This is a genomic window from Campylobacter concisus, assembly GCF_003048615.2.
GTDB classification, from domain to species: Bacteria; Campylobacterota; Campylobacteria; order Campylobacterales; family Campylobacteraceae; genus Campylobacter_A; species Campylobacter_A concisus_C.
Window position 1 is genome coordinate 851,221 of record NZ_CP049263.1, and the last position, 22,528, is coordinate 873,748.

A 22,528-nucleotide genomic window follows, 5' to 3' on the forward strand; every position below is an offset into this window, starting at 1 on the left:
GATGCAAGAAAAAGAAGAGCTGCTAACACTTCACGACGAGGAGCAAAAACGTGAGGTAAATTTAAGCTTTAAGACGCTAGTGATGGTCTATCTGGCGGTTTTTATAGCGCTGGCTCTATTTTTGCCAAAAATTTATATAGCAAATCAAATTTATTATATAAGTAGAGATATCGCCGACATCAGCGGCAAACGAGATATGCTCCTTGAAGAAAACAGAGCTCTTAGCATAAAGCTTGAAAATTTGCGTTATAAAAATCAAATTTTAAACAATATGCAAGAGCGTCAATGGAAATAATCAAGAAATTTAAAAGCTTTACTCGCTACTACGACCCTGCAAATTTCCAGCTCATCTACTCGCTAAAAGCTGCCACAACCATCGCTTTTAACTGCTTTTTGTGCTTTTACTTCTTTCATCTAAGTGGCGCTATCATGGCTGTAAATATCACGATGGGTATCTTCTTTCTTGGCGAGCTTGAGTGCAAGGATAGGAGCAAATTTGCATTTTTGCTGCTTTACATCGCGCTTTCTTGCGCTTTTATGCCCTTTGTTGGTCCATTTATCAGCCTTGGCGTTTGGCTCTCGCTTATCGTATTTGTCTGGATATTTGTGGTGGGCATTAGCCAAATTTATAGCTCAAATTTAAACAAAATTTTACTCGCTGTAAATGCAACAGGGCTAGTTGCCTTTGTGACAAAGGCCGCAGTTGGGCTAAATGTGCCTGATAGTATCGGCGGACTTCTCTTGGCTGGCGTGCTAAGCATCATCATAAAATTTGAAAATTTTGGAAAATACGGCAAATTTACTAAAAAAAGCATCGGCTTTTTACTAGATAACGCCATCTTATCGAGCAAGGCGCTTGGCACGAGCCATTTTTACGCAAGTATTGCAGATTTGATGAGCTCGATTGATAAATCAAAAGAAATTTTCGCAAACAAAAGCCTAAAGATAAAAGATGTTAAGCTAGTTAGAAATCAAGCCAAAGCACTATTTTATTTTTATAAAGTTGAAGAGATCGCTCTTTTGCTTCGAACATTAGGCGCTTCGTTTGAAAGGATCGAGGACAAAGCGCTTTTAAATGAGGTAAAAAATGAGATCGCTTACAACCTTTTTGAGCTTAAAAAAATTTTCAAAAATCAAACTCCAAAGCTAAAATTTGATGCGCTAAATTTAGCTAAAAACTCAAATTTTAAAATTTTTGCAAGCTCGCTTGGCGTGCTTTATGATAAATTTTTGCTTATAAAAGAGGGCGGCGAGGACAAACTCTCGTTTAATAACACAAAAAAGATCACGCTAAAAGAGGCGTTTAAAAAGCTAAATTTAAAAAATGAAATATTAAAAGAGTCTTTAAGGCTTGCCATTTGCATGTCGATAGCCATTTTTATAGCGCAGGCGATGCATATAAATCATGGAATTTGGATAGCCATAGCAGTGATGAGCCTAAACAAAAGCGATGAAGATGCTTTAAAAAATGCTGGCAGAGATAGCCTTCTTGGCGGAGTTATCGGCTTTTTTATCGCACTTGTTTTTGTGAAATTTATGGGTGAATCATACGCATTTTACGTGGTTGTCTTTATCGGAATGTTTTTGGTTTATTATCTAAAATCTTACAAACAAATCGTCTTTGCAACGGCTTTTATGTTTGAATTTACAGCTATTTTTTCGCTTATAAAAAGAGACTTTTTAGCCCTTATGGTAGATAGACTACTTGACGTGGCGGCTGGCTTTTTGATAGTTTTTCTCACTTACTTGCTAACTAGGAAAAATGACTATACAGCGATAAAAAATAGCTTAAGCAGTGCCTTGATAGGTTTTAGAAATTTAGTGCAAATTTCTCTAAATGAGTCAAACAAAGATGCTTTTAGCACGGATGAAAAAAGGGTTTTAGGCTCGCTAAATGAGCTAAACTACGCTATAAAAGTTAGTAAAAATTTAGACGATGATAATATGAAAAATGCAAAATTTATAGCTTGCAAGCTTGATGATATAAATAGCGATCTGGTTAAGCTTAGAAATTATCTAAATTTAGACGACTTAAAAGAGAAAAACGCCTTGCAAAATGATATAAAAATCATCTCAGATAGGTTTTTGATGCTAGATAAAAAGATCAAAAAACTTCCATATTATTTCATAAGCGAGATAGAAGCGAAACTGCTTTGCAAAGACGAAAACGTTAAAAAGCTAATTTTACGTATTACTTTAAAACAAAATGAAATTTACTCAGCGCTCTCTTTTTGAGAGATTAGCTTTTCATATATATATTGTTCTAAATCTTTTTTTGAAACGTCATTTTTAAGAGCGGTGTTGTAAATTTCTTCAACCTTGCTTGAATACTTTTCATATCCAAAATATGGAAAATGCACGCTCCAAGCCTTTTTTATAAGATCCAAGCTTATCTCTCTTCTTGCCCAAACCTTAAACATATCAAATCCGATAAAAACAGCTGAAGTGACGACGGTGGTTGCTATTATCGAGATGTGCGCGTCAGCCTTTGCTAAAAAGTGGTGCGTGATGATGAGAAGCGGAAACAAGACTACAAAGCAGATAAGTGCATAAATTTGATAGAGCTTCACGTGGTTAAATCTAAAATTTAGCTTTGCGCCATCAACTAGCATACCTTCGTTAAAAAGGGCATTTGCTTCAAGTAAATCTCTAAATAAAACTGGCTGTTTTGAGACGAAAAAAATATTTTTAATGATAGTGTTTCTTAGATTTTCTTTCATTTTTTATAGACTTTTTACCTTAAAAATTTCAGCTCATTGTATCTAAAAATCTATAAATTCAAACAAAATTAGATACAATTTGCCTAAAATTTAAGGAGCTAAAAATGGTAGATAAAGCTTTAGAAACGGTCTTTTTAAATGGCGAGTTTTTGCCAAAAGATGAGGCAAAAGTTAGCGCATTTGATAGAGGATTTATATTTGGCGATGGAATTTATGAAGTAGTGCCTGTGATAAATTCAAAAATGGTTGATAAAGAGGGCTTTTGGGCGAGATTTGAGAGAAGCTTAAACGAGATAGATATAAGCCTGCCTTATGAAAAAGAGAAATTTGAAGCGATCTTAAATGAGATGATCGCCAAAAATGCCTTAAAAGAGGGTGGAATTTACATGCAAGTAACAAGAGGCGTGGCGTTTAGAAATTTCTATTTTATGGAAAATTTAACCCCAAGCGTCTTCATCTTTTGCTACGAGAGTGAAATTTTAAACAACCCATCTGCAAAAACTGGCATAAAAGTGGTAAGCGTCGAGGACATCAGGTGGAAAAGACGCGATATCAAATCAATCTCTCTTCTAGCTCAGTGCTATGCTAAAAACGAGGCTCACAAAAAGGGCGCGGACGAGGGCTTTATGGTCGAAAATGGCTTTGTCACTGAGGGCTGTAGCTCGAGCGCTTTTATCATCAAAGATAAAACTCTCATCACCAAGCCACTTTCAAATGAAATTTTGCCAGGGATCCGCCGTATGAGGCTTTTAAGGATCGCTAAAGATATCGGACTAAAGATAGAGGAGCGTAAATTTAGCATGGACGAGGTTTACGCGGCTGATGAAGTCTTTATCTCGGCTGCTACGCTCATACTTTTGCCAGTCATCTATGCTGACGGCAAGGCGATAAACGGCGCAAAAGTGGGCGAAATCTCAAGCAAACTTCGTGAAATTTATGCTAGCGAGCTTTTAAAAGAAGCTGGACTTTGAGAGAAAAGGTCTTAATAAGCGCTTGTCTTGCTGGCATAAACTGCAAATTTAACGGCGAAAATAACCTTTTGAGTAGTGGCGTTTTAGATGAAATTTCAAAAAAATATCATCTGCTTTTTATCTGTCCAGAGGTGTTTGGCGGACTTGGCACGCCAAGAGAGCCAGCCGAGATGAAAGATGGGCTTGTTGTCACAAAAACAGCTAAAGATGTGAGCGAAAATTTTAAATTTGGAGCTAAAATTTGCCTGAAGATAGCTAAGCTAAATGGCTGTAAAAAGGCTATTTTAAAAGCTAGAAGCCCAAGCTGTGGGAGTGGACAAATTTATGATGGAAGCTTCACTAAAAGGCTCATTTTAGGTGATGGCGTAGCGGCAAAACTGCTAAAAGAAAATGAAATTTTAGTTTTTAGCGAAGATGAGATAGGATGGCTTGATGTTTGAGAGGCTAAAAGATAATGTCTGGCTCGAGGTCGTCTTTAAGTACATCATCTTGCTGCTACTTTTTGTCTGCGTGGTGGGGCTTTTTGTAAGCGGCGTGCTCTTTTTAAAGGGAGAGATGAGCGAAATTTCGCTAAATTTGCACATTTTCTTTGGCTTTAGCTTGGTTGTCCTCACCATAATCCACAGCTACGTCAAGAAGAAAAAACTAAAAAAGCTAAGTCTTGAGTTTAAAAATATCTTAAAGCATAAGCCAGTGCAGATGGACTGCAACACGACAAGATTTTTAAACGCGCTAAATGATGTCAAAGTTGGGGAAATTTCAAAGAAATTTGGCTCAGATATTGCAGAAATTTTAAGATCAAACGATATAAAGGTCAAGGATCAAAACGAGACGATGAAGCAAATTTGCAAAAACAACGATGAAAAGATGTTTTATATCTTTGTTTTGATCGTCGAAGCTATATTTAAGGATAAGGAAGAAATTTGAAAAAAGGTATATTTTTAGCACTTAGTGTTGCTTTGTTTTTGGGTTGTTCGCAGACAACAAAACCAGAGCCAAACAAGCAGCAAAATGCCCTGCCAGACGAAAATGTCTATAAGCCAAATGAGCGCATCAGCTTGCTTGAATTTGAAGTAAAACAAGACGCATCGTCGCTACCTCAAAATATGCAAAGTGCGAGCTTTGCTCAGGATGAAATTTTAAAAAGAAGGTTTAAAGTTTTTACTCTAAGAGGCGTGAAATTTAACCCAAATGACGCTTTTTGGGCGTTTAATGTATATAAACCAAGCGAAAAAAGAAAGTATTTTGGTTCAAATTTTAGGCAGATACCGCAAAGCTGGTTTGACGCGCAAAAGGACAATGCAAATTTTGCTGGCTTTTTGCAAATTTCAGCTTACGCTCTAACTTCAGCAAACACAGCTGTAAGAAATTTCCCAACCGACGAGCCGATATTTTTAAACCCGCAAACTCCAGGCGAGGGCTATCCGTTTGATTATTTGCAAGAATCCACCCTAAGCATCGCTCATCCGCTCTTTGTATCGCACCTCTCAAAAGATAGGGCGTGGGCGTTTGTGAGTGATGATGCGGTTTGGGGCTGGGTGAAGGTTGAAGATATCAAATTTATAAGCGATGAAGAGGCGCTTGCCTATCAAAAATCAAGCTTTGTAACGATAAAAACCGACAAGATGCCAGTTTATGACAAGGGCGGAAACTTTTTGTTTTACTCACGTGTCGGCGCGATACTGCCAGTTTTGGCGCAAGATGACAAAAACTACTACGGCAAAATTTATGTAAGAAATATGCTTAGGGAGTTTGTCCTCCCAAAGTCTTTTAGCGCCCTTTTTCCACTTAAATTTAACGACTCAAATTTAAAAACAATTCTTAGCTCGCTTCTTACTCAACCTTATGGCTGGGGCGGGGTGGATAAGCTAAGAGACTGCTCGCTTTTTACAAAAGACTTGTTAGCAAGCTTTGGCGTGTGGCTACCTAGGAACTCAAGGGCGCAGGCAAATATGGGAGAAAAGATCAATCTAAAAGGTCTTAGTAACGCTGCAAAGAGCAAAGAGATAAAAGAAAAGGGCGTGCCATATCTCACGCTCGTGCATCTGCCAGGTCACATCATGCTCTATGCTGGATACAAGGGCGATGATATCTACGTCGTGCATGATGCTTGGGGGCTAAAGACTGCAAACAACGGCCGTGCGCTAATCGGAGCGACCGCGATAACTACGCTAAACATCGGACAAAACAGGAGCGACATACAAAGTGCAAATTTGCTAATTTCTAAGGTTGATTCTATAAATGTGATGAGACCTGAGCAAGGGATGCTAGATAAGGCTAGAAAGATCTCGGCTTTGCAGCGAGCTTATGGCGTAAAGATCGAAGAAAATTTGGTTAAATTTAGTGATGGAACGAGCCTAATCTATGATGATTTTAAACAAAAAGATGAAGAGTGCAGCACTGGCGCTGATATAGAGGATATGAACGCGCTTGATTACGCTGCGTTTTCGCCACTTAGCGCGGCGCTTAGTGATGCTGGCAGATGCAGAAACTACGAGCTTTTAGGCAAAATTTATGGCTCAAGCGAGAGCGCGGTAAAGGCAAATTTGGTTGATGTCATCTGGCTAAAGGATTTTTTAAATTTGCCTTTAAAATTTAACTCTAAAAATGGCGCCGCAGCTGCCTTGCAGGATGTGAGCAACGAGCTAAACGAAATGGTAAAAAGCGATCCAAATTTACTTGAATATCTAAAAGATCCAGGCGGGACATTTAAGTGGCGCATCATCGCTGGCACAAACCGCCTAAGCGCGCACAGCTACGGCATCGCGATCGATATAAATGTAAAAAAGAGCCACTACTGGCAGTGGAGCAAGGGCTATGAGAACTTGATCCCTGAAAAGATCGTGCGAGTATTTGAAAAGCATAAATTTATCTGGGGCGGACGCTGGAAGCACTTTGATACGATGCATTTTGAGTATCGCCCAGAGATGTTTGAGTAGATGAAAGATCAAATTTTAGAAATTTTATCTCGCTCAAATGTCTTTTTAACTGGCGGCGGCGGTGTTGGCAAGAGCTATCTAACCGCCTCCATCATCAGACACCACAAAGAAAATTTCAAAAATGTCGTCATCCTTGGCTCAACTGGCATAAGCGCTGTTAGCCTTGGGGGCGTGAGCTTGCATAGCTTTTTTAAATTTGGCTACTGCAAGGACTACGAGGAGCTAAGACGGCTTGACTACCGCCAAAAAGATAAGCTAAGCAAACTCCGAAATATGCTAGATGCCTGCGATCTGCTTGTAATTGATGAAATTTCGATGGTTAGCTCAAACGTGATGGAGATGATAAGATACCGCTTGCTCACCTCTAAATTTAAGGGCAGAGTGCTTATAGTGGGCGACTTTTATCAGCTGCCACCCGTGCAAAAAGAGCAAAATGAGAGCAAACTTTTTAACTTTTTATACGCCTTTAACTCCAGTGCGTGGGAGGATATGAAATTTACAAATGTCGAGCTGCTCGTCTCAAAACGCACAAATGATCTTAAATTTTATGAAATTCTCTCTCGTCTTAGAGTTGGCGAGCTAGATGATGAGATGATGGCCTACATCGAGAGCTTGCGAGTGGATGCCATAGAGCCAGATAGCGAGACTAGCGTGCTTTTTGGCAGAAACGCCGAGGCTGAGATGCTAAATCAAAAGAGGCTTCTTGCGCTTAATGCGCCACTTGAAATTTCAAACTCGGACGTGCTTGTTATGGATGAAAATTTAGACAAAAAAGAGTTTGAAAAGTGGGCAAATACGCTAAATATCTCGCGAAATTTGGAGATGAAGATAGGCGCAAAAATCATCTTTACTTCAAATAAATGGGGTGAGTACTACAACGGCGAGCAGGGCAAGATCATGCAAATTTTAAAAGAAAAAGGCGCCATATCAAGCGTGATTGTGCAAAAAGATAGCGGCGAGATATGTGAGATAGAAAAGTGCGCTTATAACTTTTGCGCGCTAAATTTAAACGAAGACGAGATCGAGGAGAACGTGCAAGCTTCGCTTTATCAGTTTCCATTTAAGCTTGCCTATGCGCTAACTATCCACAAGTCTCAAGGCATGAGTATAAATTCGCTCATTTGCAACATCAACCACATCTTTGCCAAAGGACAGCTCTACGTCGCACTTTCTCGCGCGGTAAATCCTAAAAATTTAAAACTTTTTTATGATAAGAAAAGTGATTTTAGGCAGCATTTAAGAAAAGTGGTTAAAATTGACGACGAAGTTAAGAAATTTTACCAAGAAAACGTATTTTTGCATATTAAGGAGAGTTTATGAAAAAGCTATTTTTAAGCCTTGTTTTTGGTGTTTTTGCATTTGCAGACGTGCTAAAAGTGAGTGACTTTCAAACAGATATCTACTCAAAAGCTGGACAAAATTTAACAAAAAAGATAAGCATGAACCTTGAAGTAGTCGGACGTGATGTGGAGGAGAACGAAGCCTACGTGCTTGATGCGCTAAACGTAGTTGTTGGCAGCTTTTACGTGGAGGATATCCTAACCTCAATGGGAAAAGAGAAATTTAAAGAGCTCTTTATGAAATATGCAGCCAAAAAGCACTCGCTTGACATCGATGATGTGCTTATTTTAAACATCAAAGTGATAAATAATCTAGAGCTAAGCGAGATCATAAAAGCGATAAAAAGCCAAAATTTATGCTCTGATCCAAGCGTAAATGAAGATGTGATGACAAAGCCAGAAAAGAAGAAAAAGGGCAATGAGATCATCGTCGCACCTGATCCAAATGACGTGGTGCAAAAGCCGATCGATCTAAATAATGTGCAAGAATTTGGGAAAGACTTCGGAGAGAAGTGAGTAAATTTGGCTAAAAGCTAGCCAAATTTATTGATTTACGATGTCGTAACCTTGTGGGATGACTGGAGTTAGCGTCTCTTTTGGGATGAGCGCGTCTTTTACAGGGTTGCTTAGAGTGATTTTTATCTTATTTGATAGCTTGTCTTTATAGTCAATCGTCGTTGGAAGCGTGTTTTTGATCGTTATAAAGTACTCAACTCCGTCATATATCGCCTTATAAAGTGTCGGCTGAATTTGCTCTGCGTGAGCCAAAACCTGCGTCAAATTTGGCGTATCATCTAGCCTTGAGATGATGGCTTGCTCAAGCTCATCCTCGATCACGACCACCCTGTCTTTGTCAAAGTAAATTCTCTTTGGTGTCGGACTTTCATATATCCAAAGCGCGGTGTTGTCGCTTTTGGCGTAAAATCTACCTTTGTAATTTACACTTTTGCCCTCGCTAAAGACAGTTTGAGTAAAGTCACTTTGCAGGCTTTTAAAATTTAAGCCAGCGCCAAATGAGCAAACCGCAACAAGAGATGCAACTAAAAATTTTCTCATTTTTTATCCTTTTTTGGCGTATTCTAGCCCAGTTTAATTAAATAAATAGTTAAACTATGCTAAGATCCAAAGTTTAAAAATTTAGGAAGGTAAAGTAATGATTTCATCGGTATTTAGAAAGATTTTTGGCACGAAAAACGATAGAGAAGTCAAAAAATATATAAAACGTGTGGCGCAGATAAACGCGCTAGAGCCAACTTATGAGAAGATGAGCGACGATGAGCTTAAGATAAAATTTAACGAGCTAAAAGCCCAAGTCGTCGAAGAAAAAGTCACTTTAGATCAAATTTTAAATGATGTCTTTGCGATCGTTAGAGAGGCTAGCAAAAGGGTGCTTAAGATGCGCCATTTTGACGTGCAACTAATAGGCGGTATGGTGCTAAACGAGGGCAGGATCGCTGAGATGAAGACAGGCGAGGGTAAGACCTTGGTTGCGACTTTGCCAGTTATCTTAAACGCGATGAGTGGCAAGGGCGTGCATGTAGTAACAGTAAATGACTACCTTGCAAAGCGTGACGCGACGCAAATGGGCGAGCTTTATAACTTTTTAGGCTTAAGCGTCGATGTGATACTAAGTGGCGGATACGACGATGAAGTAAGACAAGCTGCATATAACGCCGACATAACATACGGCACAAACTCAGAATTTGGCTTTGACTATCTGCGTGATAATATGAAATTTGAAGCTAGCCAAAAGGTTCAAAGAGGCCACAACTTCGTTATCGTCGATGAGGTCGATAGTATCTTGATAGATGAGGCTAGAACACCACTTATAATCTCTGGTCCAACAAACCGCACACTTGATGGCTATATAAGAGCCGATCAAGTCGCAAAACAGCTTACCAGAGGCACTCCAGCTGATCCAAACGTGCCAGGCTCAAAGCCAACGGGGGATTTCATAGTAGATGAAAAAAATAGAACGATAATGATCACAGAAGCTGGCATAAGCAAGGCTGAAAAGCTATTTGGGGTTGAAAATTTATACAACCTTGAAAACGCCGTGCTAAGCCACCACTTAGATCAAGCTCTAAAGGCGCACAATCTCTTTGAAAAAGACGTTCATTATGTTGTAAAAGATGGCGAGGTTGTTATCGTTGATGAATTTACAGGACGTCTAAGTGAGGGCAGACGCTTTAGCGAGGGGCTTCACCAAGCGCTTGAAGCAAAAGAGGGCGTGAAAATTCAAGAAGAGAGCCAAACGCTTGCTGATACAACATATCAAAACTACTTTAGGATGTATAAAAAGCTTGCAGGCATGACTGGTACAGCTCAGACAGAGGCTACTGAGTTTTCTCAAATTTATAATCTTGAAGTTATCTCGATCCCGACAAACGTGCCAGTTAAGAGGATCGATCAAAACGACCTTATCTACAAAACTCAAAATGAGAAATTTAAAGCTGTCATTGACGAAGTCAAAAAGGCTCACGAAAAAGGTCAGCCAGTGCTTGTGGGAACTGCAAGTATCGAGCGTAGTGAGGTGCTTCACGAGATGCTTAAAAAAGCTGGCATCCCACACTCTGTGCTAAATGCTAAAAACCACGAAAAAGAGGCCGAGATCATCGCACAAGCTGGCGTAAAAGGCGCTGTGACTATCGCTACAAATATGGCTGGACGTGGTGTTGATATCAGGATAAATGACGAGGTGAGAGACCTTGGCGGTCTATACATCATCGGCACCGAAAGGCACGAAAGTAGAAGAATAGATAATCAGCTCCGTGGCCGTGCTGGCCGTCAGGGCGACCCTGGCATGAGTAGATTTTATCTAAGCTTAGAGGACAATCTTTTAAGAATTTTTGGTAGCGACCGCATAAAAGTGATCATGGATAGGCTTGGTATCGACGAGGGCGAAAGTATTGAGAGTCGCATGGTGACAAGAGCTGTTGAAAATGCTCAAAAGAAAGTCGAGAGCTTGCACTTTGAGGCTAGAAAGCACTTGCTTGAGTATGACGACGTGGCAAATGAGCAAAGAAAAACCATCTATAAATACCGCGACGAGCTACTTGATAAAAACTACGATATGAGCGAAAAAATAGCTCAAAACAGAGTTGAATACGCTACAAATTTACTTGATACGGCTGAAATTTTCCATGGCGGCTTGAAAGATGATTATGACATTAAAAATTTATGCTCTATCATCCTTGCAGACTGTGGCGAAGAGATCGACGAGAGCGAGCTAAAAGGACTAGAGTATAATGAACTAGTAGAAAAAATAGCGCAAATTTTAGAGGTTAGATATAACGAAAAAATGAGCGTGCTAAATGAAGAGCAAAGAAAAGATATAGAGAAAATTTTATACCTTCAAGTGCTTGATAATGCGTGGAGAGAGCACCTTTATCAGATGGATATCCTAAAAACTGGTATAGGTCTAAGAGGGTATAACCAAAAAGATCCGCTAGTTGAATATAAAAAAGAGAGCTACAACCTCTTTATGGAGCTAGTTGGCAGACTAAAAACTGAGAGCGTTAAAACGCTTCAAATCGTTAGATTTAAGAGCCGTGAGGAGCAAGAAGAGCAAGCTAGGATGATGCTTGAAGCTAGTCAAAATGCTGAAAATGAGCCTCTAAACTACAACAACCAAGGCGAAGATGAAAATTTCACGTCAGAAAAAAAGATACCAAGAAACGCTCCATGCCCTTGCGGAAGCGGTAAAAAATATAAAGATTGCCACGGCAAAAGTGGCCCTAAAAAAGGCATATTTGCTTAAAATTTCTACTTTTAAGGCGCCAAAGCGCCTTAATCTTTTAAAGGCTATTTGATGACAAGCTTACCAAAGTATCTACTTTTTAAATATTTAAGATTTGATAAAACTCAGCCATTTATCGCTCTAAGCGCCTTGCTCGCCTTTCTTGGTGTTAGCATTGGTCTTATGGTTTTAATAGTTGCTATGGCTATCATGAATGGGTTTGATAAAGAATTTGAGCGCAAACTTTTTACTATGAACTACCCTATAACCGTTCAAAGCGCCTTTAAGGGCTCGATCGATGATAACTTTGTGGATGAGCTAAAGGCTAAATTTAGTGACCTTAAATTTAGCCCATTTATTAGCACGCAGGTCATTTACCGCTCGCCAAATGCGCTTGAGGGCGGGCTGGTTTATGGCGTAAATTTTAAAGATGAAAAGCAGATAAACTCAGTCGTAAATGAAGCTTTAAAAGACAAAGAGTTAGAGGGCTTTGAGATACTTGTGGGAAGCGGCATAACGAGTGAGTTTAGACTAAGAGATGATGAAAAACTAACGCTTATCTTTACAAAGGCTGATCCAGCTGGCTTTTCACTAACACCAAAGATGAAGCGCTTTGACATAGGCGGCTCATTTACATCTGGACTAATCGCCTACGATAAGGCGTTTTCATATACTTCAGTTGATGCATTAAGGAAAATTTTGGACTATCCAAAGGGCGTTTATGATGGAATTCACATCTTTTCAAGTAAGCCATTTGATGATATAAAAAGAGTGCGCGAGGGGCTTCCAGCAGGCACGGTTGCCATTGGCTGGTGGGAGCAAAATGGCAACTTTTTCTCAGCGCTTGCACTTGAAAAAAGAGCACTTTTTATCGTTTTGATGCTCATTATCCTTGTGGCGTCGCTAAATATCATAAGCTCACTGCTAATGACTGTAATGAACCGCAGGCAGGAGATCGCCTTGCTTCTAGCACTTGGAGCTAGCAAAGGCGAGATAAAAAGAAGCTTTTTTTATCAAGGGCTAGTAATAGGTGGTGGCGGCATTATATTTGGCCTAGTGCTTGGCTTTTTGGGGCTATTTTTACTTGGAAATTTCAACATCATAGACCTGCCAGCTGACGTCTATGGCTCAAGCAAACTACCGCTTGAACTCTCAACTCTTGATCTTGTGCTTATCGTAGTTGGAGCTGTGTTTATCGTGGCTATCTCGTCTTACTATCCAGCTAAAAAAGCCACAGAGGTAAATGTCCTTCAAACTTTAAGAAATGAGTAAAAGCCTGGCAAAGCTAGGCTTTAAATTTAGTTTTTAAAAGCATATTATTTTCTAATATGCTTTTATTTTAATTTGCAATAAATTCTATTTTTTATCTTTTAATAGTTCTTCAATTTTTACTTCTTTGCCATTTATATCTAAATGATACTGCGGCTAGACAAATTTTTAGCTTCTTATTGTTTCTTATATAATCAAAAATATTGCTAATAGTTTTATCAATTTATTTAAACGAACTTAACAAAAAAGCGTGTTTTAAGAAGTTAAATTTACTACGCTCTTACGTCGTGGTCGATCTTGCACTGAAGGGCTTCATGAACAAGGGTTTTTGCCATGACGCGCTCCTCACTTATAAGGTGGAAATTCTCGCCTAGCTCGCCAAAGATATCTTTGTTGCCCTCGCCATTTGCTTTGATGATCGTTTGGATATTTGCTCCGTAGTCTTTGATCTTTTGCGCGATTAGCTCAACTCTTTGCTCGTTATTTACAGTTATGATGACAGCGGCTGCATCGTCTAAGCAAGCATTTTCAAGAGTGTTGCTTTGAAGCACGTTTCCTAAAAATACATTTTCCCCGCGGCTCCTACCAAGCTCAACTAGGCTGATGTCGTTATCAAGCACGATGTATAAAAGCTTTGTCTCCTTTAGCCTTAAAACCACCTCTTGACCAAGCCTATCATAGCCAAAGACTACGATGTGATTTTTTAGTTTTTGTGGCTTTAATGTCTCATTTGACTCGACTACCACCTCACGCTCTACAAGATCAGCTAAGACATCAAGCTTTTTAAGTATAAAAGGTGTTGCAAACATCGATATAACAGAGGCTGCGATGAAAATTTGAGCAGTTTGGACATCAAGTAAATTTCTAGTAGTCATCAGCCCAAATACAGCCAGTGCAAATTCTCCGATCTGGCAGACGCTAAGTGCGGTCTTAGCAGCTACCCTGCGTTTTAAGTAGATATTTAAAACGGCAAAAACGACGATGGCTTTTACGACCATTATGCTAAAGACTAGACCTAGAACTAGCCAGATGTTTGAGAGTACGACTACAAAATTTATCTGCATGCCAACGGTTATGAAAAATAGTCCAAGAAGCAGATCTCTAAAAGGTATGAGATCGACCTCGATCTGGTGCTTGTACTGCGTCTCTGCCATCATCATACCAGCTAAGAATGCGCCAAGCGAGTATGAAAAGCCAAAGAGGTGAGCCAGTGTACTAGAGCCAACAACCATGAAGAGAATGGTAGCTATGAAAACCTCTTGCGAATTTGTCTGAACGACCTTATAAAATATCCAGTTGATGACATATTTGCCGAGCAAAAATAGCACAACTATAAGTATAACCGCACTCGTAAATGTCTTTAGTAAAAGCTCATTTATCGAGGCATCTTGCGAGCTAAACATATCTATCATAAGCAAAATAGGGATGACGGCGATATCTTGAAATAGCAAAATTCCAAGCGCTTTTCTACCATAAATTTTACTCACATCGCCGTTGTCATTTAGGGTTTTTAGCACGATCGCAGTTGAAGATAGAGCAAAGGCAAGACCTGCAATAAGCGCTGTCTCGTCCTTTAGATGAAGCGCGTAGTAAAGCATCACGCCCATCACAAAGCCGCTTAAGCAAACTTGCAGACCGCCATTTAGAAAGACCTCTTTTTTCATGCTCATCAGGTGCTTAAAGCTAAACTCAAGTCCGATCGTAAACATCAAAAATGCAATACCAAACTCAGCTATATGAGAAATTTCATCGTTGCTTTTTAGGTTGAAAAATTCTGATATAAGCGTGCCTGTTACGATGTAGCCGATGATAGTTGGTATCTGAAATTTCTTAAAAATAACATTTAGCGCAACTGAGATCGCAGCTACAAGCAAGAAGCCTTCTAAAATTTGTTCCATAAATTATTTTTTGCCTTCGTAAAATACAAGATCAAAGCTACTTTTTCTCTTCACAAGCGATCTTTTGGTGCTAGTTTGACTGGTAGCTTCGTGTAATTTTTTATTTAACTCATCAATAGTTGCTTCTAAATCGTCAATTTTTTCTTTTAGCTGAAGTATCACATCAACACCTGCTAAATTTACACCAAGTTCTCGGGTTAAATTTAGTATCGTTTTGACGCGATCAACGTCTTTTTGTGAGTAGAGCCTCATCTTGCCATCTGTTCTTGATGGCTCTACTAGCCCCTCTCTCTCGTATTGTCTTAAAGTTTGTGGATGTATGCTTAAAACCTTTGCTACAACGCTTATTAAAAAAAGTGGTTCTTCATAATTTTGCATTTTTTACTCCGGTAATTTTTCTTTTAACTCTTTGACTAAGCCCTCGTCAAGCTCACTGATATTTGGAAGTTTTACCCTGGCTTTTAAGTAAAGATCGCCATAAATTCTGCTCTTTCTGTTTTGTACGCCATATCCTTTCAAGCGGATCTTCGTGCCTGTTTTTGAGTTTTCAGCGATCTTGATGGTTACATCTTTTTTATATGTATGCACCTCGATCTTACCGCCAAAGAGCATAGTTTTTAGTGGAATTTCTATATCTTTATAAAGATCGTCGCCAACTCTTTCATATTCGTCGCTTGGCTCAACGCTAATGGCAAGTATAAGATCGCCAGTTTGACCGCCAGCACTCTTGCCTTTGCCTTTTATGCGAAGTTTTTCGCCGCCTTCTATGCCGCTTGGGATCTTTATCTTGATGCTTTCGCCATTAAAATTTATCTTGTGTTCGCCGCCAGTTACAGCCACGTCAAATGGTATAGAAATTTTAGCATTTACATCTAGATCAGCTCCTCCAAAGCCAAATCCGCCTCCGCCAAAGCCTTCAAATCCTTCAAAACCTCCACTAAAGCCACCGCTAAATTTAGCGCCGCCTCCACCAAATCCGCCTGAGAAGATATTTTTCAAGATATCGTTTAGATCGCCCATATCGGCTGAACCTCTGGCAAAGTCGTGGAAATTTTGACCGCCAAACATATTATCGCCGTATTGATCATACTGGGCACGTTTTTTCTCGTCACTTAAAATTTCATAAGCAGCGTTTATCTCTTTAAATTTATCCTCTGCTCCAGGGTCTTTGTTGATGTCTGGGTGGTACTTTCTAGCAAGTTTTCTATAAGCTTTTTTTATCTCGTCGCTTGATGCGCCTTTTGAAACTCCTAAAGTTTCATATAAGCTTTCGCTCATATATTCTCCTTATGTTTTTTGACACGGATTATATCACAAAACTTTAGTCTATGCAAGTCAAGTTTATTTTTATTTACAAAGGAGAAAAAAGCGTTAAGATTTTATTTTTAAGCTCTATTTATAATTTCAAGACATTTTCAATTTAAAGGAAAAAAATGAAAAAATTTATGCTAATTTCATTAGCGGCGGCTTCTTTGCTAATGGGAGCTGATATTAAATTTAACGAAGCAAACCAAGATGTAACTAGAGTTTCGCCGTTAAGTGATAAAAATAGTGTGCTTTCATACTATGACTCTATCGCTCAGGCAAAACTTTCAGTTGTAAATATCTCAACTACAAAAACAGTAAGCAACGCTGGCATTGAGCAGATGTTTAATGACCCGTTTTTTAATGAATTTTTTGGATTTAACTTTGCAAAACCAAAAGAGAAAGAAAAGACAACCTCTCTTGGCTCTGGCGTCATCATCTCAAATGACGGCTACATCGTTACAAACAACCACGTCATCGAAGATAGCGACCAGATCGTTGTGACATTGGCAAAGGGCGGTAAGGAGTATAAAGCAAAGCTAATAGGTAGCGATCCAAAAACCGATCTAGCCGTTATAAAGATAGAGGCAAATGGGCTAAATGCGATAACATTTGCCGACTCATCAAAGCTGCTTGACGCGGACGTAGTCTTTGCCATAGGCAATCCTTTTGGCGTAGGCGAGAGCATTACTCAAGGCATCGTTTCAGGGCTAAACAAAGATGATATCGGACTTAATCAATATGAAAATTTCATCCAAACAGACGCCTCTATAAACCCTGGCAACTCAGGTGGCGCTTTGGTTGATAGCAGAGGCTATTTAGTCGGTATAAACTCAGCCATACTTTCAAAAAGTGGTGGCAACAACGGCATAGGTTTTGCGATCCCATCAAATATGGTAAAAGATATCGCTAAAAAGCTGATAACTGACGGCAAGATCGAGCGTGGATTTATCGGCGTAACGATAGCAAATTTAACTGATGAGCAAAAAGAGCTTTATACAAATAAAGAGGGTGCTTTAATAAGCGGCGTAGAGCAGGGCATGCCAGCAGATGAAGCGGGACTAAAAAGAGGCGACTTGGTTATCTCAGCAAACGGCAAAGCTATCAAAAATGCAAATGATCTTAAAAATTTCATCGGCTCACTAACTCCAAATAGCAGCGTTGATATAACTTACGAGCGATCAAATAAAGTGATGAATACAAAAATCAAGCTTGTAAATATGGATCACAATGCAAAAGATGCGACAAAAAGCGTCATCATCGATGGTCTTAGCGTTAGCAATCTAAGCGATGAGATAAGATTTAAGTATAAGATCAGCCCAGATACTCAAGGCGTGCTTGTAACTGACGTAAAATCTGGCTCAAAAGCTGAAGACTTTGGCTTTGAAAGAGGCGATGTGATCGTTCAAGTTGGCGAAGAGAGCATAAAAGATATTCAAACATTTGCAAGCACTGTTAAAAATGCAAAAGGCAAAAAGACGCTAGTGTGGATAAACCGCGGTGGCATCATGCAAGGCCTTGTTATAAAATAACCACTTAAGAGCTGAAATTTCAGCTCTTAACTCTTTTAAATTTTTAAAACCTTTATCTGCTATAATCCTTAAAAATAAATTTACATCAGGAAAGATCATGACTAGAATTTTAATGATAGAAGATGATATGGAGCTTGCTGAAATTTTAACTGAATACCTAGAAAACTACGACATAAAAGTAACGACGGCCGAGGAGCCATATATCGGACTATCTACTTTAAACACAAGCGAATTTGACCTAGTTATCCTTGATCTTACGCTCCCTGGCATGGACGGACTAGAGGTGTGCAAAGAGATAAGAAAAAAGCACAATATCCCTATAATCATCTCAAGCGCAAGGCACGATATAACAGACAAAGTAAATGCCCTAGATAATGGCGCGGACGACTATCTACCAAAGCCTTATGACCCACAAGAGCTGCTGGCTCGTATCAAAAGCCATCTAAGAAGGCAGAGTATCGCTCCTGCAAATGACGCGAGAAATTTAAATAAAGACTTGGTTTTAAAAGACTTTGAGCGTGAAATTTTATTTAAAGGCAGCGTGCTAAATTTAACCGCAGCAGAGTATGACATCTTAAAATATCTGCTTCAAAAAGAGGGCGGAGCGGTCACTAGAGAGGAGCTCATCTACAACTGCGAGAGCATAAATGAAGATAGCTCAAACAAAAGTATCGACGTCATCATCGGCAGAATTCGCCAAAAACTAAATGAAAATCCAAAAGAGCCAAAATACATCCACGCTATCCGCGGCATCGGCTACAAGTTGGTCCTTTGATGCCAAGATCTTCTATATTTATCACGATAACATTTATCTTTGGGCTCGCGCTCGTTTCGATATTTCTAGCCTTTTTATGGCTCATGGGCTTTGACAAGCAAAACTACACAAGAGAGCTAAATAACAAATACTCAAACGTCGCAAGGACAAATTTGCTCTACATGGGTGGCATCATAAACAAAGCTCAGTACGACCGCCAGCTCTCAAACATCGACATGCCAGAGATCACAGCTAAAAATGAAAAAGAAGAAATTTTAAAAAATGCAGCCGTTTTAGAAGAAATTTCAAGTGATCTAGGATCAAGTGCGATCTTGCTTTATGATAAGCATCACTACCTAAAGATCGAGCATTTAGATGAGCTAAAGCTTTTGATGGATAAAGAATTTCAGCCTTATAGATATGAGGTGATAAAGGCTGTGTTTTTGGTAGTTGCGGTCATTTTGCTCGCTGCTTATATCTTTGTCATCTATAAGATAAAGCCGCTTAGAAAGCTAAAGCGTCAGATCGTGAAATTTGCAAATGGCGAGCTTGACGGTGTGCAAAATGTCGGCAACGGTAAGGATGAAATTTCTGAAGTTTCAGAGGCATTTTATGAGGCTGTTTGTCAGATCAAAGCACTAAATGACTCAAGGCATCTTTTCTTAAGAAATATCATGCACGAGCTAAAAACGCCTATCACAAAGGGGCTGATCGCTGCTCAAATGATAGAAAAAAGCAAAAATCAAGAGAGGCTAATCTCCGTCTTTCACAAGCTTGAAAATTTAATAAACGAGCTTGCAGCGATCGAGCAGATCACTTCAAAGATAGGACTTACCAATAAAACGCCTTGCCTTATGAGGGATCTCATCGATGAGGCTATCGATATAGCGATGGTTGAAAAGGAGCATGTTGGTATCAGCGAGCTTGATGAGGTTAGGGTGATGGTTGATTTTAAGCTATTTTCAGTAGCTATAAAAAATATGATAGATAATGGTATAAAGTATTCAACCGATAAGCACGTAAATATCATGGTTAGCAAGGATCATATGAAATTTATAACCCAAGGCGAGAAGCTAAAAAATGACCTTGACTTTTACATCCAGCCATTTATCAAAGGCGAGGATGCGCAAAAGAGCTTTGGTCTAGGTTTATATATAGTTAGCAACATCCTTGAGGCTCATGGACTAAAATTTGGCTATGAATACAAAAATGGAATGAATGTCTTTATTTTTGAAAATTTACAAGATATAATAGCGGCGTAAAATCAAAACCGCAAAAAAAGGAGTGTAAAAATGGCGGCAAAAATCTTCTCGGCAGTTGATATTTTATCAATAATCGATCTTGAGATAGCTTTTATAAAGCGATACAAAAACGTAAAGGACTATGCGAAAAATTTATCTTTGATATATTTTTCTTTGCCAAATAGTAAAGAATATGGCGAAATTTTTGAAAAAATCCTAAGACAAACAGACGTTGTCATAAGAGAAAACGAACACTACGTAGTCGTGCTTCACGGCACAAACGAAAGAGGCGCTAGCGAGCTACTAACTGGCATACAAGAGTTTTTAAACGCTGAGCCGATCGATCTAGTAGTTACCTATCCAAAAGACGGAAAAGACGCAAAAGAGCTTGCTATAAAACTTCAAGATGAGATAAAAGATAACTACGGTGTCTTGCTTGAGATGCTTGTAAATCAAGATAAATTTGAAGTTTTTGAAGACATCGTTTGAGATAAATTTAATAAAATAATTTATTAGAAAATCCAATAAAAAGCAGGTAGTGTGTTAGCACTATCTGCACCCATAACGTTATACTAGCTAAGAGGATTTTTAATTTAAGCCTTTCTCTCTTAACAAAGAAACAAACATTTAAATTTGATTAGATTGCCTGCAAATTTTAACTTTCATTCACCCCTAAGAATTACCTACTAAAATTTGGCTTCGCTTACAGCTTAGCTCAAATTTACATCTTGGGGCAAATTTAAAACTTTACTCACTCGCCTTAGCAACTTACTAAATTTAGGGCTCATAAGGTATTCGCCACTAAATTTAGAAGCGTGATATGCTCGCTCATAAAATTTTAAAATTTGCCAGATGCTTATCTGGCGTGATAAATAAAATTTGCCGTAGTTTTTTAACTGCATGCAGTGCGAAGCGCTGGAGCATGCACCTCTAACGTGCGAGGGGTTTTACTCGGCTTCGTCTCGCAACTGCAAGCAGACCGTAACTCGAGTCTCCTTGTCTCCCTTTTGAATAAAAAAACTGACAAATTTAATCAAGCTGTCTTTGTAAATTTTAAAATTCCGCTCACTCGCAAGAATTGACTACTGATTTTAGGTCTCGCAAAGCTTGCCACTAAAATCAGAGCCGAAATTACTCGCTCATGAAATTTTAAAATTTGCCAGAGCTTCATATATGCAAAATTACCTACTAAAATTTAACTTCACTAACCGCTTAGCTTACCAAAACAAATCCGTTCAGTCTCGTTTTATTTTGCTTTTTATAAAATCACCAAAACACTAGCAAAATGGTAGGCAAAATGCTTGATAGTATCATCCTTGCTGTCTTAGTATATTTCGCAACATTCTTATTTATGCTTTTTATACTCGCCTTTTTTGCATTTTGGTATATAAGCGTGCCGCTACTTGTCATCTACATCGTTATAAAATTTATAAGGCATGCAAAAGAGTGCGAGAGGATATGCGGCAAGCTTGAGTAAATTTTAAATTTCTAGCCCAAAATGAGCTAGAAATTTGTTTATTCTAAGGCTTGAGCCAGATCAGCTATCAGATCTTCAGCATTTTCAAGGCCTATGCTAACTCTTATCAGCTCTTTTGTGATGCCAGCTTTGATGAGCTCTTCACTGCTTAGCTGCTGGTGCGTAGTCGATGCTGGGTGCGTGATGAGCGACTTTGTATCGCCGATATTTACCACGATCTTAAAGAGTTTTACGCGCTCTAGCATCTTTTTTGCGCGCTCAAAGCTATCAGTCTCAAAGCAAAATAGTCCATTTGCCATGCCATCTTTAAAGTATTTTTGCGCCTTTGCGTGATCTACGTTGTCGGCAAGCCCTGGGTATGCTACGCTTTTTATATGCTTGTGAGAGTTTAGAAATTTAGCCACTTTTAGCGCGTTTTGCGAGTGTCTCTCAACCCTAACAGCAAGCGTTTCAAGCCCTTGTATGAGCTGCCAAGAGTTAAACGGAGATATCACAGCGCCGATGTCGCGCACGATAGCAAGCCTCATTCTTAGCGTGTAGATATCAAAACGATCCGTCATATCAGCATAAACGATGTCGTGATAGCTCGCATCTGGCACGTTAAAGTGCTCATATCTCTTGTTGCCTTTTAGCTTCTCGTTTAGGTGATTTGCACTTACAACAACACCTGCTAGGCTAAGGCCCTGACCGCTCATATATTTGCTAGCGCTATGCACGCATACATCGACGCCGTGGCGAAGTGGCTGAAAGATGATAGGCGTTGGCACGGTGTTATCAGTGATGCTGATGATGCCATATTTGTTTGCGATTTCTACGATTTTTTCGATATTTGGGATAGAAATTTGCGGATTTGAAAGCGTTTCAAAAAATATAGCCCTAGTTTTTTCGTCTATCAAACTCTCCAGATCATCAGCTGTGTCGCTGTCAAAGACTCTAGCCTCTATGCCAAATCTTTTCAGCGTGTGCGTAAAAAGCACTGTCGTGCCGCCATAAATTTTCTTAGCGATGATGATATTATCGCCTGCTTGGGCTAAATTTATGATGCTGTAAAACAAAGCTGACTGACCGCTTGCCGTCGCTATCGCAGCGGCTCCGCCCTCAAGTGCGGCGACCCTTTTTTCAAAGATATCTGTCGTTGGGTTGCTAAGTCTTGTGTAGATGTAGCCGTTATCTTTTAGATCAAACCTAGCAGCTGCTGTCTCGGCACTTCCAAAGTCATAAGCTGTGCTTTGAAAAATAGGCACAGCCATCGTGCCAAAGCCCTCGTTTGTGTCGTAGCCTACGTGGATCGCAGCGGTTTCTTGCCTCATTTTTGCTCCTTGTTTAAGTAATTTTGGCGTAAA

Annotated in this window: 21 protein-coding genes and 2 pseudogenes; 16 read left to right on the top strand and 7 right to left on the bottom strand. The window is 39.3% G+C overall.

The genetic code is table 11. The features are described 5' to 3' along the window. Position 1: 1 nt before the first annotated feature. Positions 2-295, top strand: a complete 294-nt coding sequence (locus CVS89_RS04340) for a hypothetical protein (RefSeq protein ID WP_002940285.1) — start codon at positions 2-4, stop codon at positions 293-295. After that, positions 286-2,235, top strand: a complete 1,950-nt coding sequence (locus CVS89_RS04345; protein ID WP_107847798.1) for an FUSC family protein — start codon at positions 286-288, stop codon at positions 2,233-2,235. The genes CVS89_RS04340 and CVS89_RS04345 overlap by 10 nt, the downstream gene beginning before the upstream one ends. Here the strand turns inward: CVS89_RS04345 and CVS89_RS04350 are convergent. Beyond that, positions 2,214-2,720 (bottom strand): hypothetical protein, encoded by a 507-nt coding sequence (locus CVS89_RS04350; RefSeq protein WP_103643168.1) that lies wholly within the window; start codon positions 2,718-2,720, stop codon positions 2,214-2,216. The two genes, CVS89_RS04345 and CVS89_RS04350, sit on opposite strands and share 22 nt — an antisense overlap. Before the next feature lie 104 nt (positions 2,721-2,824). Here CVS89_RS04350 and CVS89_RS04355 point away from each other — a divergent pair, with 104 nt between their 5' ends. From CVS89_RS04355 to CVS89_RS04380, 6 genes are read left to right on the top strand one after another with little or no spacing between them, the layout of a single operon-like run. Further along, positions 2,825-3,691, top strand: a complete 867-nt coding sequence (locus tag CVS89_RS04355; protein WP_107847799.1) for a D-amino acid aminotransferase — start codon at positions 2,825-2,827, stop codon at positions 3,689-3,691. Then, positions 3,688-4,131 carry a DUF523 domain-containing protein gene (locus CVS89_RS04360; protein ID WP_107847800.1) on the top strand — a complete coding sequence of 148 codons (444 nt, stop codon included), beginning with the start codon at positions 3,688-3,690 and terminating at the stop codon, positions 4,129-4,131. The genes CVS89_RS04355 and CVS89_RS04360 overlap by 4 nt, the downstream gene beginning before the upstream one ends. Continuing rightward, positions 4,124-4,618, top strand: a complete 495-nt coding sequence (locus CVS89_RS04365) for a chemotaxis protein (RefSeq protein ID WP_107847801.1) — start codon at positions 4,124-4,126, stop codon at positions 4,616-4,618. The genes CVS89_RS04360 and CVS89_RS04365 overlap by 8 nt, the downstream gene beginning before the upstream one ends. Beyond that, positions 4,615-6,630: an SH3 domain-containing protein gene (locus CVS89_RS04370; RefSeq protein WP_107847802.1), complete on the top strand. Its 2,016-nt coding sequence runs from the start codon at positions 4,615-4,617 to the stop codon at positions 6,628-6,630. The genes CVS89_RS04365 and CVS89_RS04370 overlap by 4 nt, the downstream gene beginning before the upstream one ends. Beyond that, complete coding sequence (locus CVS89_RS04375) at positions 6,631-7,950, top strand: ATP-dependent DNA helicase (protein WP_107847803.1); 1,320 nt, start codon at positions 6,631-6,633, stop codon at positions 7,948-7,950. It abuts the gene before it with no gap. Then, on the top strand, positions 7,947-8,486 hold the full coding sequence (locus CVS89_RS04380; protein WP_009293697.1) for a hypothetical protein: 540 nt from the start codon (positions 7,947-7,949) through the stop codon (positions 8,484-8,486). The genes CVS89_RS04375 and CVS89_RS04380 overlap by 4 nt, the downstream gene beginning before the upstream one ends. Before the next feature lie 27 nt (positions 8,487-8,513). Here CVS89_RS04380 and lolA read toward each other — a convergent pair whose 3' ends face one another. After that, on the bottom strand, positions 8,514-9,026 hold the full coding sequence (gene lolA / locus CVS89_RS04385) for a LolA-like outer membrane lipoprotein chaperone (protein ID WP_107847804.1): 513 nt from the start codon (positions 9,024-9,026) through the stop codon (positions 8,514-8,516). 97 nt (positions 9,027-9,123) lie between these two features. Here lolA and secA point away from each other — a divergent pair. From secA to CVS89_RS04395, 3 genes and pseudogenes are all read left to right on the top strand, one after another. Beyond that, positions 9,124-11,520: pseudogene (gene secA, locus CVS89_RS04390) on the top strand (preprotein translocase subunit SecA); the annotation flags it as partial. 108 nt (positions 11,521-11,628) lie between these two features. Next, positions 11,629-11,730 (top strand): annotated as a pseudogene (locus CVS89_RS10295) (SEC-C metal-binding domain-containing protein); the annotation flags it as partial. Between the two features lie 51 nt (positions 11,731-11,781). Continuing rightward, entirely contained in the window at positions 11,782-12,981 is a 1,200-nt protein-coding gene (locus tag CVS89_RS04395) for an ABC transporter permease (RefSeq protein WP_107847806.1), read from the top strand. Between the two features lie 269 nt (positions 12,982-13,250). Here CVS89_RS04395 and CVS89_RS04400 read toward each other — a convergent pair whose 3' ends face one another. Genes CVS89_RS04400 through CVS89_RS04410 form a run of 3 tightly spaced genes read right to left on the bottom strand, consistent with a single transcriptional unit; the run spans position 13,251 to position 16,154 of the window. Continuing rightward, positions 13,251-14,876 carry a cation:proton antiporter gene (locus CVS89_RS04400; RefSeq protein ID WP_103643176.1) on the bottom strand — a complete coding sequence of 542 codons (1,626 nt, stop codon included), beginning with the start codon at positions 14,874-14,876 and terminating at the stop codon, positions 13,251-13,253. A gap of 3 nt (positions 14,877-14,879) precedes the next feature. Beyond that, positions 14,880-15,254 (bottom strand): heat shock protein transcriptional repressor HspR, encoded by a 375-nt coding sequence (locus CVS89_RS04405; RefSeq protein WP_009293705.1) that lies wholly within the window; start codon positions 15,252-15,254, stop codon positions 14,880-14,882. A 3-nt stretch (positions 15,255-15,257) separates the two neighbouring features. After that, complete coding sequence (locus tag CVS89_RS04410) at positions 15,258-16,154, bottom strand: DnaJ C-terminal domain-containing protein (protein WP_107847807.1); 897 nt, start codon at positions 16,152-16,154, stop codon at positions 15,258-15,260. A 155-nt stretch (positions 16,155-16,309) separates the two neighbouring features. Here CVS89_RS04410 and CVS89_RS04415 point away from each other — a divergent pair, with 155 nt between their 5' ends. The 4 genes from CVS89_RS04415 (at position 16,310) to CVS89_RS04430 (ending at position 20,197) form a co-directional block, all read left to right on the top strand. After that, positions 16,310-17,713 (top strand): Do family serine endopeptidase, encoded by a 1,404-nt coding sequence (locus tag CVS89_RS04415; RefSeq protein ID WP_107847808.1) that lies wholly within the window; start codon positions 16,310-16,312, stop codon positions 17,711-17,713. Positions 17,714-17,810: 97 nt separating this feature from the next. Next, positions 17,811-18,488: a response regulator transcription factor gene (locus CVS89_RS04420; protein ID WP_107847809.1), complete on the top strand. Its 678-nt coding sequence runs from the start codon at positions 17,811-17,813 to the stop codon at positions 18,486-18,488. Further along, on the top strand, positions 18,488-19,729 hold the full coding sequence (locus CVS89_RS04425; protein ID WP_103575996.1) for an ArsS family sensor histidine kinase: 1,242 nt from the start codon (positions 18,488-18,490) through the stop codon (positions 19,727-19,729). The genes CVS89_RS04420 and CVS89_RS04425 overlap by 1 nt, the downstream gene beginning before the upstream one ends. 30 nt (positions 19,730-19,759) lie before the next feature. Then, on the top strand, positions 19,760-20,197 hold the full coding sequence (locus tag CVS89_RS04430) for a hypothetical protein (protein ID WP_021085477.1): 438 nt from the start codon (positions 19,760-19,762) through the stop codon (positions 20,195-20,197). 221 nt (positions 20,198-20,418) lie between these two features. Here the strand turns inward: CVS89_RS04430 and CVS89_RS04435 are convergent, their stop codons facing one another. Next, positions 20,419-20,610 (bottom strand): hypothetical protein, encoded by a 192-nt coding sequence (locus CVS89_RS04435; protein WP_107847810.1) that lies wholly within the window; start codon positions 20,608-20,610, stop codon positions 20,419-20,421. A 383-nt stretch (positions 20,611-20,993) separates the two neighbouring features. Here CVS89_RS04435 and CVS89_RS04440 point away from each other — a divergent pair, with 383 nt between their 5' ends. Then, positions 20,994-21,185 (top strand): hypothetical protein, encoded by a 192-nt coding sequence (locus CVS89_RS04440; RefSeq protein WP_199907213.1) that lies wholly within the window; start codon positions 20,994-20,996, stop codon positions 21,183-21,185. A gap of 38 nt (positions 21,186-21,223) precedes the next feature. Here the strand turns inward: CVS89_RS04440 and CVS89_RS04445 are convergent, their stop codons facing one another. After that, a complete protein-coding gene (locus CVS89_RS04445; protein ID WP_103602449.1) occupies positions 21,224-22,495 on the bottom strand; it encodes an O-acetylhomoserine aminocarboxypropyltransferase/cysteine synthase family protein in 1,272 nt (423 codons plus the stop codon). Positions 22,496-22,528: the final 33 nt, after the last annotated feature.